The sequence below is a fragment of the Enterococcus sp. AZ101 genome (assembly GCF_050499005.1).
GTDB classification, from domain to species: Bacteria; Bacillota; Bacilli; order Lactobacillales; family Enterococcaceae; genus Enterococcus_L; species Enterococcus_L ureilyticus.
In genome coordinates, this window is sequence record NZ_JBMHEZ010000003.1 from 198,762 (window position 1) to 213,704 (window position 14,943).

Annotated in this window: 12 protein-coding genes; all 12 read right to left on the reverse strand. The window is 37.6% G+C overall.

The genetic code is table 11. The annotated features are described in order from the left end of the window. Positions 1–51: 51 nt before the first annotated feature. A complete protein-coding gene (locus tag IGJ50_RS14840; protein ID WP_207120363.1) occupies positions 52–1,362 on the reverse strand; it encodes a carbohydrate-binding domain-containing protein in 1,311 nt (436 codons plus the stop codon). A gap of 261 nt (positions 1,363–1,623) precedes the next feature. Further along, a complete protein-coding gene (locus tag IGJ50_RS14845; RefSeq protein ID WP_069641087.1) occupies positions 1,624–2,364 on the reverse strand; it encodes a hypothetical protein in 741 nt (246 codons plus the stop codon). Positions 2,365–2,374: 10 nt separating this feature from the next. Further along, complete coding sequence (locus IGJ50_RS14850; RefSeq protein ID WP_207120362.1) at positions 2,375–3,319, reverse strand: DUF5067 domain-containing protein; 945 nt, start codon at positions 3,317–3,319, stop codon at positions 2,375–2,377. Next, the gene (locus tag IGJ50_RS14855; RefSeq protein WP_429951141.1) at positions 3,316–5,907 is read right to left on the reverse strand and encodes a YfhO family protein; all 2,592 of its coding nucleotides are present in this window, start codon (positions 5,905–5,907) and stop codon (positions 3,316–3,318) included. The genes IGJ50_RS14850 and IGJ50_RS14855 overlap by 4 nt, the downstream gene beginning before the upstream one ends. Before the next feature lie 27 nt (positions 5,908–5,934). Then, positions 5,935–6,642: a signal peptidase I gene (gene lepB / locus IGJ50_RS14860; RefSeq protein WP_429951143.1), complete on the reverse strand. Its 708-nt coding sequence runs from the start codon at positions 6,640–6,642 to the stop codon at positions 5,935–5,937. Between the two features lie 20 nt (positions 6,643–6,662). Continuing rightward, positions 6,663–7,394 (reverse strand): signal peptidase I, encoded by a 732-nt coding sequence (lepB, locus tag IGJ50_RS14865; RefSeq protein ID WP_429951145.1) that lies wholly within the window; start codon positions 7,392–7,394, stop codon positions 6,663–6,665. Between the two features lie 24 nt (positions 7,395–7,418). Next, positions 7,419–7,973, reverse strand: a complete 555-nt coding sequence (locus IGJ50_RS14870; protein ID WP_083244416.1) for a hypothetical protein — start codon at positions 7,971–7,973, stop codon at positions 7,419–7,421. A gap of 138 nt (positions 7,974–8,111) precedes the next feature. Further along, complete coding sequence (locus IGJ50_RS14875; RefSeq protein ID WP_429951147.1) at positions 8,112–9,215, reverse strand: DUF916 and DUF3324 domain-containing protein; 1,104 nt, start codon at positions 9,213–9,215, stop codon at positions 8,112–8,114. A gap of 88 nt (positions 9,216–9,303) precedes the next feature. After that, entirely contained in the window at positions 9,304–10,068 is a 765-nt protein-coding gene (locus IGJ50_RS14880) for a WxL domain-containing protein (protein WP_429951150.1), read from the reverse strand. A gap of 30 nt (positions 10,069–10,098) precedes the next feature. Further along, positions 10,099–10,905, reverse strand: coding sequence for a WxL domain-containing protein (locus IGJ50_RS14885; RefSeq protein ID WP_429951152.1), 807 nt, complete (start codon positions 10,903–10,905; stop codon positions 10,099–10,101). After that, positions 10,902–11,252, reverse strand: a complete 351-nt coding sequence (locus tag IGJ50_RS14890; protein WP_069641079.1) for an LPXTG cell wall anchor domain-containing protein — start codon at positions 11,250–11,252, stop codon at positions 10,902–10,904. Before IGJ50_RS14890 ends, IGJ50_RS14885 begins: the two co-directional genes overlap by 4 nt. A gap of 15 nt (positions 11,253–11,267) precedes the next feature. Beyond that, positions 11,268–14,810: a pectate lyase-like adhesive domain-containing protein gene (locus IGJ50_RS14895; RefSeq protein WP_429951154.1), complete on the reverse strand. Its 3,543-nt coding sequence runs from the start codon at positions 14,808–14,810 to the stop codon at positions 11,268–11,270. Between the last annotated feature and the right edge of the window lie 133 nt (positions 14,811–14,943).

A 14,943-nucleotide genomic window follows, 5' to 3' on the forward strand; every position in this document is an offset into this window, starting at 1 on the left:
AAACATCAGATTTTTTTTACGCTTTTGCGAATCTAATCATTCTGATTTTTTCTACATATCTACATCATAGTAGTAGTTTACTTCATATTCATTCCCATTTTTTAATACTTCAAAATCTTCGCGATCTATTTTCATCAGATCCCATTCTGTGAAGCTAAAATCATATAGATGGTCTTTTACTTTAAATGTGTCGCCAACTTCGATATCGTAAACTACTTCTTCATATAATTTATATTCATTTGTAGCCTGATCTAATACCCAATGTTTTGTTGTTACTGGTAGGGTAAATTTAGTCGGCGTTTCTGAAAAAATCACTTCATGTTTTCCGTTTGTTTTAATTTGACTGACTTCATTTTTATTTAGTTTGCTTTCTTGACGTGAGCCAATAATTTTAAGATTTTTAGGTGTTCCTTTCGCTACATCACCTAGTAATCCGCCTTGTTCGTTTAAAAATACATTGTCAGGTTCTGAAACCCATGTATAGTTCTTCATATTGCTCATATTGCGGGCAACACTCGTAAAGTCTGTAACAACTATCGGTACATCATCTGTAATTTCAAATGTTGGTTTTCTGTATTCTTCACGCACAACTGCACCTGAGTATGCACGCAGCATTTGTTTATCTGCATGTAAGGCAGATAAGGAGCTGTTGATATCAGTAGAAATACCAGTTATTGAACTGCCAGCATCTTCAGCTTGGATATGTGCAATGATTGAACGGGCACCAGAAACTTTTCCTTCCCCTACAACCGTTGCACCTTTCCATGCATAGATATCACGGTAAGCGTAAATTCCTGTACCTTCACTACTTGTTCCTTTTAATACAGCATCATTGTAAGGTTTAATATCATTTTCACTATAAACACCATAATTAGTACCGAAACCTTCAACTGTTCCGCCATCCATTTGAATTTCATTATGAACAAAGACACCCGTTCCGGCAGCAGTTGCGGTTACGTGACCTTTCCCATATTTTGTAAATTTGAAGGCTTTCAAATGATCTCCAACGTTAATCCCAATCTCTTCTGTTGTATTGACGTTCAATTCACCGTTTCCACGGAATTCCAAGGTTCTTTTAGCTTGAATTGCGCCCATATTAACAGGTTTTGTATTATTCAACGTAATCGTAATGATTTTTGAACTATACAATGAAGAATTCTCGTTTAGCAAAAATTCCCCTTTTTTTGTTGTCAATACATTTGTTCCATCCGCTTTTGTAGTTACGGTTGCATCGTAACCTTTCAAATCAGTGTTGGCTGTTAACAGTTCCGCAGCAGATGCTTTTTGCCCTCCTGCTACTGCTAGTAAACCTACTGATAAACCAACGAATAAAAGTCCAGCAACATTTTTAAGTTTAACCATGTTTTTCATACCTCTTTCTTTTTTTATTTACTGTCTCCAGTTCTTTTATTCTATCACATAAAATAACGATTTATTTATCTTGTTTTTCGTTAAAATGATAATTTTTTGAAAAAACAATGGATTAAAAACGCTTATAAATAGCAAATAAACTCATTTCTACCATTATTTTATTTTATTTATAAAATTAAATAAAATAACTAAAAATAAGTTAATTCGCTATTTGATTATTGGTACTCCTTTACAAATTTTCTGTAAGAATCGTTACACTCGATAATCCATGGTTAACCCGTAGATTTTCTCTAATACGCCAAACTCGTTATACTCTACTCCAAAACTTTTCCCAAACAAATGCTTTTTTTGGCCTTCATGAAAATCTTCATAAATGACAATATCTTTGCCTTTACGTTTCTCTTGATCTGCCGTCTCCTTTTTAAAATTCTTCAACAATTGCTCTAAATCGTCTAGTTCCAAAAGAGTTCCTAGCTTTTTCAGCGTATCATCTAAATTTTTACCATTATATTTTTCATTAGCTGTTGCGTTATACAACTCGATTCGTTGATTAGACAGTCTTACCTTTTTTTGGTCTTCTAAATAATCATATTTCGCTGTCACTGTTCCATAAGAGGAATATTGACCTTGCAGGTTCTTGAATTTTATTTGACTGCTGAAGCGTAATTCTCTTTTCGTTGCATTAATAGTAAATTCTTCTGGTTCTTCCACAACATCGTCTAGTAAAAAATCTGTTTTAATCAATTCACGGGCTTTATCAAAAGAGGGCAACAGCACTACATGAAATTTATTTTCCAAATCGTCTTGTGCTTGTTTCTCATCCATTACCGTGTAGTTATACTCTCCAAATGGTTTTGATCGATCTGACCACCATGTAAAGGCAGCTTCATTTTTAGGTAGTTGTTCGTTTGCTGTTGATTGTGTTTTTTGTGTACATCCTGCTAAGCTAAATCCAATCGTCACTAGGAACAACCAAATTGTCCATCGCTTCATAGACGCCCTCCTATCTTTCAATGGTTAAACTCATTGGCTCATCGCTGTTCACTTGCCCCTCATTCACCCGAATAGTGATTGTCCCTTCGGGTTGAAGCGTATAAACAACTGCACTTTCTATTGATTCGTTTGCTGGTAATCGTTGTTTATTTTGTTTTAATAAATAATCCAGCTCTGTATCATCTGCCTTGGGCTGCTCTGTAATAGCTAAATGTTCTCCCGCCTCGGTTACAGAGAACATTTGCTGCCATTCATCGACTGGAATCAAGTCTTCTGAGGTCTTATTCGTGATTACATATCGTAGAATCAACTGATTTCCTACAATCTTATTTCCTGTCAGTTGAATCGCAACACGCTGATTTTCTAACTTCTGATTATTTTTTGCGCCTTTTTGCTGGCTGCTGCTCGTAAGCGTTTGACTGCCGCGCAATTGTTTTAAGGTTTTCACCGATTCATAAATCACTTGTTTTTGTTTCTCAGCACTATTATCTCTTGGTCGATAAAATTGAAAATTCACAAGATGTGTTTTCGTAGTAACAAAATACATATCCAACCAAACTGCTTTCTTTTTATAGACACTAGGCATTAAATAGTGAATCGCAGGCAGACCATCAACGTCAAAGCTTTCAACTTCTCCTGCCTCTAATTTATAAAACGCAAGCAAGCTTTCTTTCGTCTCCTGTTTTAATTCTTGTTCATCAAGAGGTTTACTGGGTTGAGCACGAACAAACATCTCTGAACGACTGTTGCTATCTTCCGCACCAAATACCGCAGCTTCATTAAAGGTTTCTTTGTACTCTTTTTCGACTTTCCAGCCTTTCGGAAGCTTAAAACTGTATTCACTGTCATCTGCTGTGAAAGTCTCATTTGCTTTTTCCAATTGGCCTTTTTGACATCCTGTTAAGGTCAGGAACAGTAGGCCACTAAAGATCAGCGCTATTATTCGTTGTTTCATTTTACTGCCTCACTTTGTCGCTTTTTACGCCACCATAAACATCCGCTAAAAATCAAGATACAGCTACCAAATAAACTCGCTCCTAGTACAAATCCTTGAGGTAAAAAGATAAATTCAATATCATGTTTACCAGCTGGGAGTTTTACAGATAAAAAAGCATCCTTAAATGTAGTAATTTCAGCAGGTTCTCCATCAATCAAGACTTTCCAACCACGGTCATAAGGAATCGTGGTTAATAATACCTGCTCTTTATTCAGAGAAACCGATGCCTTTGCTGTTCGCCCTTGTGTTTGAATCTCTATACCTTTTTCTTGCATCTTTTCTGCAGCTGTTTTAAAGCGTTCCGTATTAAGAAAAACAGCATCTGGTCGATACAATTCTACTTTCTGTTTTCCTTCTGAAAAGGCGGCTGTCACTTCCACTGTTGTCGGTTCATCATAATAACCCAGATTGTAATACTGACCCGTATTGATCAATCCCGTTTTCCGACTAACTCCGTCCACTCTTAAATCGACATTGACACTGACTGCTTCGGCCATATCTTTTGCTACCAAACTTAAATAGCCTTGTGATTTTGCTGGAACGGTGACTAACCAGGTAACTTGTTTTGGCAACGCGGGTTCTTCCTCTGCAATCGTGAGCGTTTTGCCTTCTGTTACAATTGCATTTTCAGTTTCAATCAAAGCTGCTTCACCAAAGCTAAAAAGTTCGCCTTCCATGCCGGAAAGATGATTAAATAATTCTGTTTGGTTTTGAACGGCCGTCGGCTCATAAATTTTGTCATCTGTTAAAATTCCTAAAGGTAATGCATACTCGTTTTCATACAGCGTATACTCCCCTGCACTACTGACTTTTTTGTACCCAAATTTCATCAAGTCATCTTTAGCCAAGTTGTATTTCATACCAACAAGTGTATCTGCCAACAAGGTATTATTTACATATTCAATCGTCAAATTGGTCCCTAAAGAACGGAACCCCAGTGCATTTAAATATTGCGAAGAGTGGCGATTACGAATCGACGAAAACATTGACACGCCATGGGAACCAAAATTAAAGCTAGTATTCAATGACTCAACATCTAAATTTTCTAATCGGAAAAATGACTCTTCTTTTTGATTGGTTTGTTCAATTAATTGCTTTGTTTCCTCATAATTTTTTGTGTACAATATCCGCGAGGGATAGCCCCAATCGGATAAAATACCGACAACCATCGAACGAGCATTGTAGCCAGCCTCACCGATCATCAGGATCAGCAAAACGACTGGAATCCATTTTTTGACTTTATATTTTGACACCCATAATAACCAAATGCTTAAATAAATCAGCAACAGTCCTATTGTTAAGATCAATGACTCCATGGTGATTACATCGTAGCGTTTCTTATTAGAGAAAAAAACAAACAGCAGAAAAATCCCAATGATTCCCAGCACACCGTTCACCAAGCGATCACTGTCTTCTTTTTTAAAGCGTTCAAGTCCATACCCTGCAAGTAAAATCACTAAAAAGGAAACTAAGAAACTAAAACGGAATAAAAACATATTCGGTACATGTAATCCATGCCAAAATAGGTTCAGAGGATATACATAAACACTCGCAATCAATAATAAAAACAAACTACCATAGCCTATTTTTTCTTTCCAAGCCACTTCCTTACTCAAAAAGTAATAAACACAAAAAACCAACGGAATTAATCCAATATAAATAAAAGGCATACTTTCATATTTAGACGTATCGTAAACACCTACCATATTCTTAGCAATAAAGTCCCACGGTCCCGTATCTGGTGTAAAAAAAGTATACATCGGACTCAAGCTTTCACCATTCGTCCGCAAATCGATCACGGCTGGCAATACGGTGATCATTGACGCACCACCTGCCAATAAGGACGTACCTAGATAGGATAAAAATTGTCCTTTATACTCTGACCAATTGCATAACGTACGGATTATCGCATAGAGAAAAGTGAATACGCCGACCATAAATCCCATATAAAAATTTGAAATAAATAATAAAAGGTAACTGCTAAATAAAAGCACTGGTTTTTTCTGTTCAAACAGGCGATGAATCCCCCAAACAATCAAAGGCAAGTAAACAAATGTATCTAGCCACATAATAACGACAGAATAACCAACTGCATACGACATCAAGGCATAAGAAATACTTAATCCTACAGTTAACCAGCGATCAAGTTTGAAGGTATGTTGGGCAAAAAACCAAAATGAAAGTCCGCTAGCGCCAAACTTCAATAATGTTAGATAATAAATCGTATCAGGCATCGTTGCATTATCAAACAACCCCACAAGAGGAGTAAATAATCCATTCAGATAATAAGCTGCTAAGGCCCAATAATTTAGTCCTAGTGAGCCTGACCAAGTATAAAAAATGCTTTGTTTGCCTTGAAGGACATTTTTAAAACTAGCATGAAAATTGGCATATTGTGCAAATGAATCTGTGGCTAGGATACTTCGTTCACTCCCTGGATAGATGCCGATAGAATAATAAGCAACGATCATCAGTACGACAGGTATGCTAAAACTCAAAATCATCGCTGGATAGTGTTGTCTCATAAAAGCTCGAATAGTTTTCATTTGGTTTCTCTCTTTCTTTCAATCTTCTTAGTGCACAATGCCCATTTTTGAAAATGGATAATAGCGATAAAGAACAACACCTTCAATTTGCGCTTTGTCGATCAAACCAAAAACACGACTATCATCTGAATGAAGACGATTATCCCCTTGAACAAAATAACGATCTTTAGGAATCCGTTCATATTGATGAAGTTGGTTCATCACCGCTTCAGATACCATGATCTTGATTGTTCCATCTGGTACCTCAGTAGTTAAATCAACCTTCTCTTTCTTTTCATTTTCTTTTGGTAATAAAAATAATGCATTGCCCATCAGCTGAATCCGATCTCCAGGCATCCCAATAATTCTTTTTACATAAGACTCATTTTTGATATTTTTAGGTTCAAACGTAACAACAGCATAGCGACTAAGCGTATTACTAGGAGAAATCAAGATCCGATCATTCGTTTGAAAGGTTGGTTCCATTGATTGTCCATCTACTCGATGTGTTGAAAATCTCAAGAAAAAAAGGACAATAACTGTCAATAATACCAGTAGCCAAATTGTTTCTTTTTGTTTGAGAGATCGTAAAACTTTTCCGCCTATTTTTTTCAAAGTCTTCTTTAATGATTTCTTTTTGCGGCTGGAAGATACAGGTCGTTTCTTTCTAGGTCTATTTTCAGCATACGTTGGTTGCATGTTCTGCTTCTTTTTAACTCTTTGTTTTTTCCTCTTGGGTTGTTTTTGTTCATTCATTTCTGTTTCCTCAACTCTTATCAAAACTGACGCATCGCATGGATTGGGAAAATCCTTGCTTTGACTACTCCAGTGATATTTTTTTTCTTAACAAACCCGAAATAGCGACTATCTGTTGCGTATAAACGATTATCACCTAACACAAAGTAACTATCTTCTGGTACCCGATCCACTTTTAAAACTTCTTTTAAGGTGAAATCAGCTGTTTGGGGCTCTTCTGAAAATTCTGATAATGTCGTAGACAAAAATCGTTCTGGAATTTCTTCGCCATTAATAAACAAGCTACCTTGTTGATAATATAGTTTCTCACCAGGGAGACCGATTACTCGCCGAATCATTCCGTCCTCTTCTTTAGGGCTTTTAAATGAAACTAGACTAAATCGACGAATGTCACTTTTCTTTGAAACAAACAATCGATCTTGATCATTGATCGTCGGGGTCATTGAATAGCCCTCAACCTTTGGTAATTGAACGGTGAACCAAAGTACGAGACTAATCAACAACACAGAAATCAGTAGCGTTATAGAAAATTCTTTCAAAAAAAACATTTGCTTAGGTTTTCTTCGTTGCTGTTTTCTTCGTTTACTTTTTTGACCCCTCGGCTTTTTCTTCGATCGATCATTTTTTCTCGCGATTTGTTGTTTTTTCTGATTTCGGGTCTGTTCTGTGTTGGCTTTTCGAGGTTTTTTTTTCTTATTTAGAGCAACTTTTCGCTTGTTCTCATTAGACAATCCTTGTTTCTTTGCACCCACGTTCAGCACCTCTGATCGTCATCCTTATTTTTTCTTTTTTAGCGCTCCTTCATTGACACCAAAACGTTTAAAAACTTTATTTTGACTGTCATGCGCCTTCTCAAGATCTTTTAAATAAGAAGCAGCCGTTTCTTCTTTTTGCAAACTTTCTACGGTTTGACTATTTAAATTGACGCCCACTTCTCTTAAAAGCGTGTAGTGCCTATTCAATAGCGTTTGCCCATCTTCTTTCAAATTAGGGGAAGATTTACGTGCGCCATAGCTTGCCAGACGAGACGTGATTTCTTGAATATTTTTGATAGATTTTTGTGGATTTTCACCTGCTTGTATATTGCTTATTTGAATTTTCGCATCCTCTAGTAAATAATAGCTTTGCACCAATGCTTCGGAATCTTCTCCTTGCAAATGATTTTGTTGATAATTCCGCGAATAAAATCCGCCACCTAAGCTCACTCCTGCTAAAAGAAACAGAATTACGCTCCATGTACGCTGATTTTTCTGTTTTTTTGCTAATTGTTTCCGTTGTCGTAAAAATACTCGCCGCTTTTTTTTGTTCTTTGGAGGACGCTTCATTTTCATTTTTTTGTACTTCCGGCTCGTTCGAAAGAAATTGAGCACAAAAATAAATGCGAACAGGAACAAAAGAAGCGCGCTGGAAAGCAGAACAACAAATGACCAGTCTAATATACTCATACTTCTTTTTTCCTTTCTGCTCTGTTAATTTCTTTGAGCCTTATTTTTTTTCTTTTTACGTTCCGCTCTTTTCTTTGCTTCTTGCTTTTTACGTACCATACGCACCATGAAAAAGATCACTAAAATAAGAACAAATGCACTTCCCACAGCGATTGCTACCAGCTTCCAATTGATTCCTTCTTCTTGGACTAGTTCTACATCCTGCTTATTGTATTTATCTGCCTCTTCATCTGTGATCGTAAACGCTTGTTCCCAGTTCCATTTACGCTCACCTGCCGTAGCTACTATTTTCGCTCGATAGTCACCCGCAACCATTTTTTCCCCATTCATTGAAATTGGAAAATCAACTAGGCTATTAGGCGCGACACGCATATTCGCTTTTTTCGTATCATACAATACAGTATCTGCATCTTTTTTCATGATTTGTGCTTCTAGAGTCAACTCTTCGAGGTAAGCTGCTTCTACATTTGAAAAATTAATGAAAATACTGTTACGATAATTATTCATTCCAGCATACACATCATTTAGTTCTAAATTAGGCTCTACTACTTTATCTGTTTCAGCCAATACCATTCCGACCATAAATGCATATTCATTGATTACACCTTTTTGTTCTTTTCTAGCTTTCTCGTCCACCTTTTTTTTCAACTGGATACCGCCAGAAATAACACCGTCAAAACTTGCTTCTGGCATCGTTATCGCAAATTCTACAGGTATAGTACTTTTCCCTGGTATGGTTACAGTTTCAGGCGCTTTAACAATGTCAACAAAGTCATATTTTAGCGATTTATCATTATCGATTTTACTTGGACCATATTCGATGACGCCATTTCCGTTGGTTTTTGCTCCATTTAATGTAATAACTACCTCTACAGGTTCTTCTGATTCATTTGAAAGCTGGATTTGGACTGTTTGCTTTTGTCCTGGGTTCATCTTCAAATCAAAATAACCGACTTCTTTATTGATCTGATTTTCCGGTTGAACAACTTTATAGGTAAAGCCTAACGGACTTCCTCCTGCTCCTTGCTTTTCAGAGGTTTCCTCTGCATATGTTGGTGTTGCTGTAAAATAACTAATGCCTGCTATGTATAAAATAATAGTGAAAATGAGTGCGATTCTTTTTTTCATCCTATTGTTGTCCCTTCTTTCTAATTATAAAAGAAGGTTCCCGGCTCGGTGAACCGGCGAACCCTCCTGATTGATTCTTATTTATGTTTTAGATTGTTTCTGATAAAGTCCAAGTAACAACAGCATTGTAGTCACCAGCACCGACTGCAGAAGTTTTTGGAATGTTTAATGTTACTGATTCCGCTCCAGTCGTTTTGTCACCAAAGTTCAATTCAAATTGGCCATAACCAACACCATCAACACCAGTGTTTTTAATGAAGTCAACTGTGTTAGATGAAGCAGAATCAATATTTCCACCAGCAGTGTTCACGCCATTTGGATTTAATTCAGGTGCACCTGTTTGAGTAATTGCTACGTTTTTATACGTAATGTTAGCACCTTTAAGTTCTACACCCTTTTCACCAGCTGTTTTGAAGTTTTGTGATAATGTTGCTGATAATTTATAAGGATGTGCTTCTTGTGTACGTAAATCTTGATATTTAACAAAGTTTTGTACGTCGAATTTTTCTGTTCCTTCCGCTGGATCTACAGTGTTAGCGTGGAACATTGAGGCATTATAGTCACGTTTGTTTGTTGCAGTTAAAACATCGTGAGATTCAAACTCAAGTGGTGTTACAGCGATGATCCCAAATACACCTGGGTTTGTTACGCTTGGTAAGTTAGTGATTGTTGTTCCATCCGTAACCCCTGGATCTGTTGGGATAACACCTGATGTACCAGTATCAAATGTAAATTCGATATGACCTGTACCTGTTTTTGTGTTGTCTACCGCTTTTGTTGTATTCGGTAAAGCTAAAGCTACTCCTGCTGCCGCTACTAAAGCAGCGCCGCATAATTTGTGTGTTAATTTCATTTGTATTTCCTCCTAAGTTTTGTGTAATATTTATGGCAACTCGGCTAATATCCAAGTTAACACCGTTGAGTAAGTGACCGGATCTTTTTTTGTTGCTCCCGGTACAGATAATGTGAGTGCACTATTTTCATGCATTTGTTTGTTCTCATACGCTGCATCTAGCATGGGTTTATCAGTTTGATCCTTCTTTTTGGATAATGTAGTTGACATTCCTGCTGGATTGTCACTTGATGCTCCGAAAGAAATTGACCAAGTTCCAGCCCCCGTCCCAGATTTGGCTTCTGCTAGATTATATGTTGCACCAATGTTATCCAAACGTATAACTTCTTTAGATACGTTTGGTGCCATTGTTTGTTCCATTGTAGAATTGACCCAAGATTTGTCTAGCGATAAATAGGCACCATCTAATTGGCTATTCGCTGTCTGAGTATTTTGAAATTGGTTTTCCTGTCTCAACTGTAAGGTCCAGCCTAAAGCAGCTCCACGATAATCAGAAATTTGTACAAAGTTTCCACGAGCAGCTGTATCACCATGAAACAGTTGTGCATTCACTGGATAAACAGTGTCTTTGTCTGATATTTTGTTGGCACTTGTAAAGTTTAATTGCGGGACAAAGTCAATCCTAAGGTTGCCAGAAGTGCTGGGGCTAGCTCCAGGATCAACAAGTTGATCTGGTTTTTCAGGATCACGAATCCCTACCTCATCGTAATCACCTGTAAAAGTAATATGACCATTGCTTTTGCTGTTGCTTTGAGCGTATGTTTGTTGAGGACTCGGAAGAATGGCTATTGTACCTAGTAGAACTAGTAGCATAGAGGCTATGATCGTACGTTTCATTCTTCCCCCTCCTTCTTTTTGCGTTTAAACAACAGTAGTAAACAAACAATCACTACAAGTGCGACACCGCTGATAGACAGACTTTTTTTTACAAGTTCTCCCGTTGAAGGAAAACGACCTTTCGGCTTAGTTGTTGCAATAGTTGACTCACTAACGTTTGTCGTTGAACTTGATGTTGGCGGCTCCGTAGTGGACTCACCTTCATAAAATCCAATTTCACCATTCGTCTGAACGGCTCCACCGCCTGCTGCTCCTTCTTGGGCTATAACTGCTTGAAATGGGGTTAGCAATAGTCCAAACCAAACAATGGAAGATACAAGCAAATAAGTTACTCTTTTTGTTTTCATTCTATCCCTCCATTGTTATCGTACAGCACTTAAAGTAAATTCAATTGTTGCCGTGTATTCACCAAGTTTTCTGTATTGGGTTGGGGCAAGTTCCATCTTAAAGCCATTCCCTTTTTTCTGCCATTCTTCTTCGCTTACGTCATAACTACCTCGTCCAGCTGATAAATCTGCTGAATCTGCTATAACATTTGGCTCATCTAATCGTAAAACAGATTCTGTCGAACCTTTTTTATAGACAATTGCTTCGGGTAGTTTATAAGAAGGATCATCTGCCGATTCCATCACTTTGGTCACTTTGGCAGTCAGTTCCCAGTCCGTTATGCTTGCTCGACTATCACTAACGACAAGGGCCTGATCATAGACTGGTTTCTCAGCTGAAAATTGACCATAACTACCAGTTTTTTTCAATCCAAAATCAATAGTGGTTGGCGCAGAAGATAGTGATAAGACACCAAATACTTTGCCGCCTGCTAATCCAACTTTTTCGGATTTAGCTGTTATTTGTTCGAACGTTGCATTTGGCTCATTCGGCCCTGCAACAAAAGGTGCTTCTCTTGGTGAATCACCTGTTACCGTTCCTTCATTGAATATTTCTTTATCGACAGCTGAGTCGCCTACCGTTACTTTAAAGGTAACCTTTACTGATTCTTGTGTTTTCAAATCACCAGCATTGAAGGATAGCACGCCATTTTCATAAGAATATTGAGAAGGTTGAGCTAAAACACCAGCAATCGTCACTTCCGCTTTCGTTGCATCAAAAACTAATTCAGCAGGTAAAACATCTGAAATGATAATATTTTTCCAATTCGTTGTATACGTTGCTTCTTTTGAGTTCATTGCTGTCAGTGTATATAAGACAGTATCACCAACTTGAGTATTATCCACTATCACACCATTTCGGTATGTAGCGGCTTCTTTTTTCAATGTTGCTGTGGGGATCACATCTGCAACAACATATTTTGCAACACCCTTAAAGATTGCATCGTGATATGCTAAATCATTATATGGATTGATATTTCCAGCAGCAACATTTGTCACTGGCGGCTTGATCAGTCCTATTTGATCATAAACTTTTTCGCTATTTGGATCTGTTGGATCACTTGGAATCAATTGTGCAGCTGTATGTTGTCCTGCATGATCTTCCAAATAAACACTTAATTCTTTTGTTTTTTCTACATATTTTGGCAAATTGAATGACCAAGCCCCATCAGCACCGACGGTTGTACTTCCAAGTAATGTGCCTGTTTCCTTATCACCAGAATCATAGTAAACTCGAACGGAAGCACCAGCTTCTGCTCCTGTTCCTGAAAGAACTTTTGTTGCATTATCCAGTTTGGTATCTGTTAATTTTGTCGGTAGCGGTGGCGTTACATCTAGAACAGTTCGTTCAGGTGCAATCAAATCATTTGCTTCACTGATATGTGCCTTTCCCGATGTTTTATCTCCTCGCCATGCTTCAAGAACTTTTAACTTTTGTCCTTTTTCTAGTAAATTGCCTTTAGGCTGTGTGTCTAATTTAAATAAACCGCCGCGAGCATCATCGCCATAAACAGAAGCTTTACTTGATCCAGCAGCATCTTCCACGATTGTTCCTGTAGTTTTGTACAGCAATGTATCATTCACATCATACACACCGACAATTACGGAGACCTCTCCAGTAAATGCATTACGGTTATTATCATGTTTTCCTTCTGGAATACCCACATGTCCCCAAATATATTTATCTGCATCTGTCGGCACACGCAATTCATCCACAATTGCATTTTGATTATTCCCATTCAAACGAGTATATTTCGGCATCCCGCCGTCTTGATTAAATCCTGCAATCACTTCTGAATCTGTTCCAGTATCAATTGTTCCAAAGTTAGCTCCAGCTAATGCAACATTAGCAAGTACAAATGAACGCATTGGATTTCCAGTCGCATCATTTACACCAGCTACCCAAACAGAAAGATCAGAATTCAAGCTTTTAAAAGTCGAGCCTGCGCTTGTGTCAAAAACTAAACCTCCACCTGGTCTTGTATTCACAAAGTCAAAATATTTCAATGACTCAAAATTCGAAGTTAAAACACCGGCATTAAAAATACCAGAAGTAGCCGTTCTCGTTTGTCCACGAGCAACAAAATACGTTCCTGAACTTGCTGTCATTGTCATATCGAGCCCTTTAGCATCGATTGCAGCACCATTTGCTGCTTGAATATCAACAGATGAATCTTCATCTTTTACTACAAATGAATCTGGGTTTGCACCACTATTCGTATACAAAATACCTTGATTTCCACCGTTTCCACCAGGATCAATTGGCGTACCAGAGCCCTTATTTACTAGAGTAAAATCAGATCCTCCTGATACATTGATAGAATTTCCGCCTCCATACATACGAATCCCTGGAGCAGAACCGCTGTCTTTCGTCATTTTGATTTCTGACTGTCCTTCAATGTTAAATTGTGTGTTACCTACAGCTCTAAAACGAACCATTGCAGCTCGAGCATAATTGTTGTCTCCAGTTTGATGTATATTTAGTAATGATTTGTTCTTAACATTAAAGGTTCCACCTAAGCTTTGCATATTTATGCCAGAGGTATTTTCTGTATAAATATCTAGAAGTGCCTCATTGATTACATTAACGTTTGAAGCATTTGCATCAATATTGATCAAACCAGTGTAATCAACATTTTGTTTTCCATTTCCTCTGATTTTCAATTCAGTCCCTGCACCTTCAACCGTCATATCTAATTGTCTAGTTGATTGGATCGGTTGACCATGGTTTCCAGTACCAGTCCCTTTCATACTAGAAAGCAATACTTTGGATTGTTTATCTACGGTAAAAGTCGCTCCTGCATTAGACGCCGCGGTGATTTGATAGAAACGTTCAGAATTACTGTCAACTTTCGATTGATTTGTAATGGAAAAATTCTTGGCCGCTACAGCACCAGTGCTAGAAGTTGAATCAAAGTATAGATCAACATTGTCAAAAATCACGGTTGCTCCATTCATATTAGCAAGCACAGAGGCATTTCCTGCTGATGAGCTGATTTTATTTGTTAGAACAAGCGTCCCGCTTCCAGAAGCTAAATAGTTTGTCCCAGTATATTCAAGATCTGAAATTGTTATTTTTCCAGTCGCTCCGATATTAAAATAGCGGGCACCAAAACCAATCACATGATTATTGCCATTAATGACTAGTTCTCTGTTGACTGCAGGCAATGCTGCTCCAGAGGTGAAATCTGCAGTAATATTTATGCGATCGATCGTTGTATCACTTAAAGCTGTAATTAAGGCTGCCCATGTTGGCACATCTGCCTCTTTTGTAGGTGTTGGTAATGCCGAAAAGGGAACAACATGATTTTTGACACTTGCATTTTGCGCGTTTAAATCAACAGGCTCTTCTGCATTTGCTAATTGATTACTTGCAGCGCTCGTTTCATTTGTTTGACTACTAGAGTCTGTGTCATTTGCTTTTATTACAGAAGTACTCCGAATAGAACCAAATAGAACAAGCCCAACCAAGATACTCATGAGGCTGATTAACAGAATTTTTTTATTCACTTTCAACATTTTCTCCTCCTTTCCTCAAAAATGAGTGTGTCCTAAATTCCGACACGTTTATTTCAATTCTTTCCACGCTTATCTCATTTGTCTAATTGATAAATGAACCAGCTTTGAAAGAAGAGAAAACAAGTTCATAATA

Excerpts from the sequence above, each read along its gene's own strand:
- IGJ50_RS14875 (WP_429951147.1), bottom strand. The coding sequence starts at position 9,215 with ATGAAAAAAAGAATCGCACTCATTTTCACTATTATTTTATACATAGCA.
- IGJ50_RS14885 (WP_429951152.1), bottom strand. The coding sequence starts at position 10,905 with ATGAAACGTACGATCATAGCCTCTATGCTACTAGTTCTACTAGGTACA.
- IGJ50_RS14855 (WP_429951141.1), bottom strand. The coding sequence starts at position 5,907 with ATGAAAACTATTCGAGCTTTTATGAGACAACACTATCCAGCGATGATT.
- IGJ50_RS14880 (WP_429951150.1), bottom strand. The coding sequence starts at position 10,068 with ATGAAATTAACACACAAATTATGCGGCGCTGCTTTAGTAGCGGCAGCA.
- IGJ50_RS14850 (WP_207120362.1), bottom strand. The coding sequence starts at position 3,319 with ATGAAACAACGAATAATAGCGCTGATCTTTAGTGGCCTACTGTTCCTG.
- IGJ50_RS14890 (WP_069641079.1), bottom strand. The coding sequence starts at position 11,252 with ATGAAAACAAAAAGAGTAACTTATTTGCTTGTATCTTCCATTGTTTGG.
- IGJ50_RS14895 (WP_429951154.1), bottom strand. The coding sequence starts at position 14,810 with ATGTTGAAAGTGAATAAAAAAATTCTGTTAATCAGCCTCATGAGTATC.
- lepB (WP_429951143.1), bottom strand. The coding sequence starts at position 6,642 with ATGAATGAACAAAAACAACCCAAGAGGAAAAAACAAAGAGTTAAAAAG.
- IGJ50_RS14845 (WP_069641087.1), bottom strand. The coding sequence starts at position 2,364 with ATGAAGCGATGGACAATTTGGTTGTTCCTAGTGACGATTGGATTTAGC.
- IGJ50_RS14870 (WP_083244416.1), bottom strand. The coding sequence starts at position 7,973 with ATGAAAATGAAGCGTCCTCCAAAGAACAAAAAAAAGCGGCGAGTATTT.
- IGJ50_RS14840 (WP_207120363.1), bottom strand. The coding sequence starts at position 1,362 with ATGGTTAAACTTAAAAATGTTGCTGGACTTTTATTCGTTGGTTTATCA.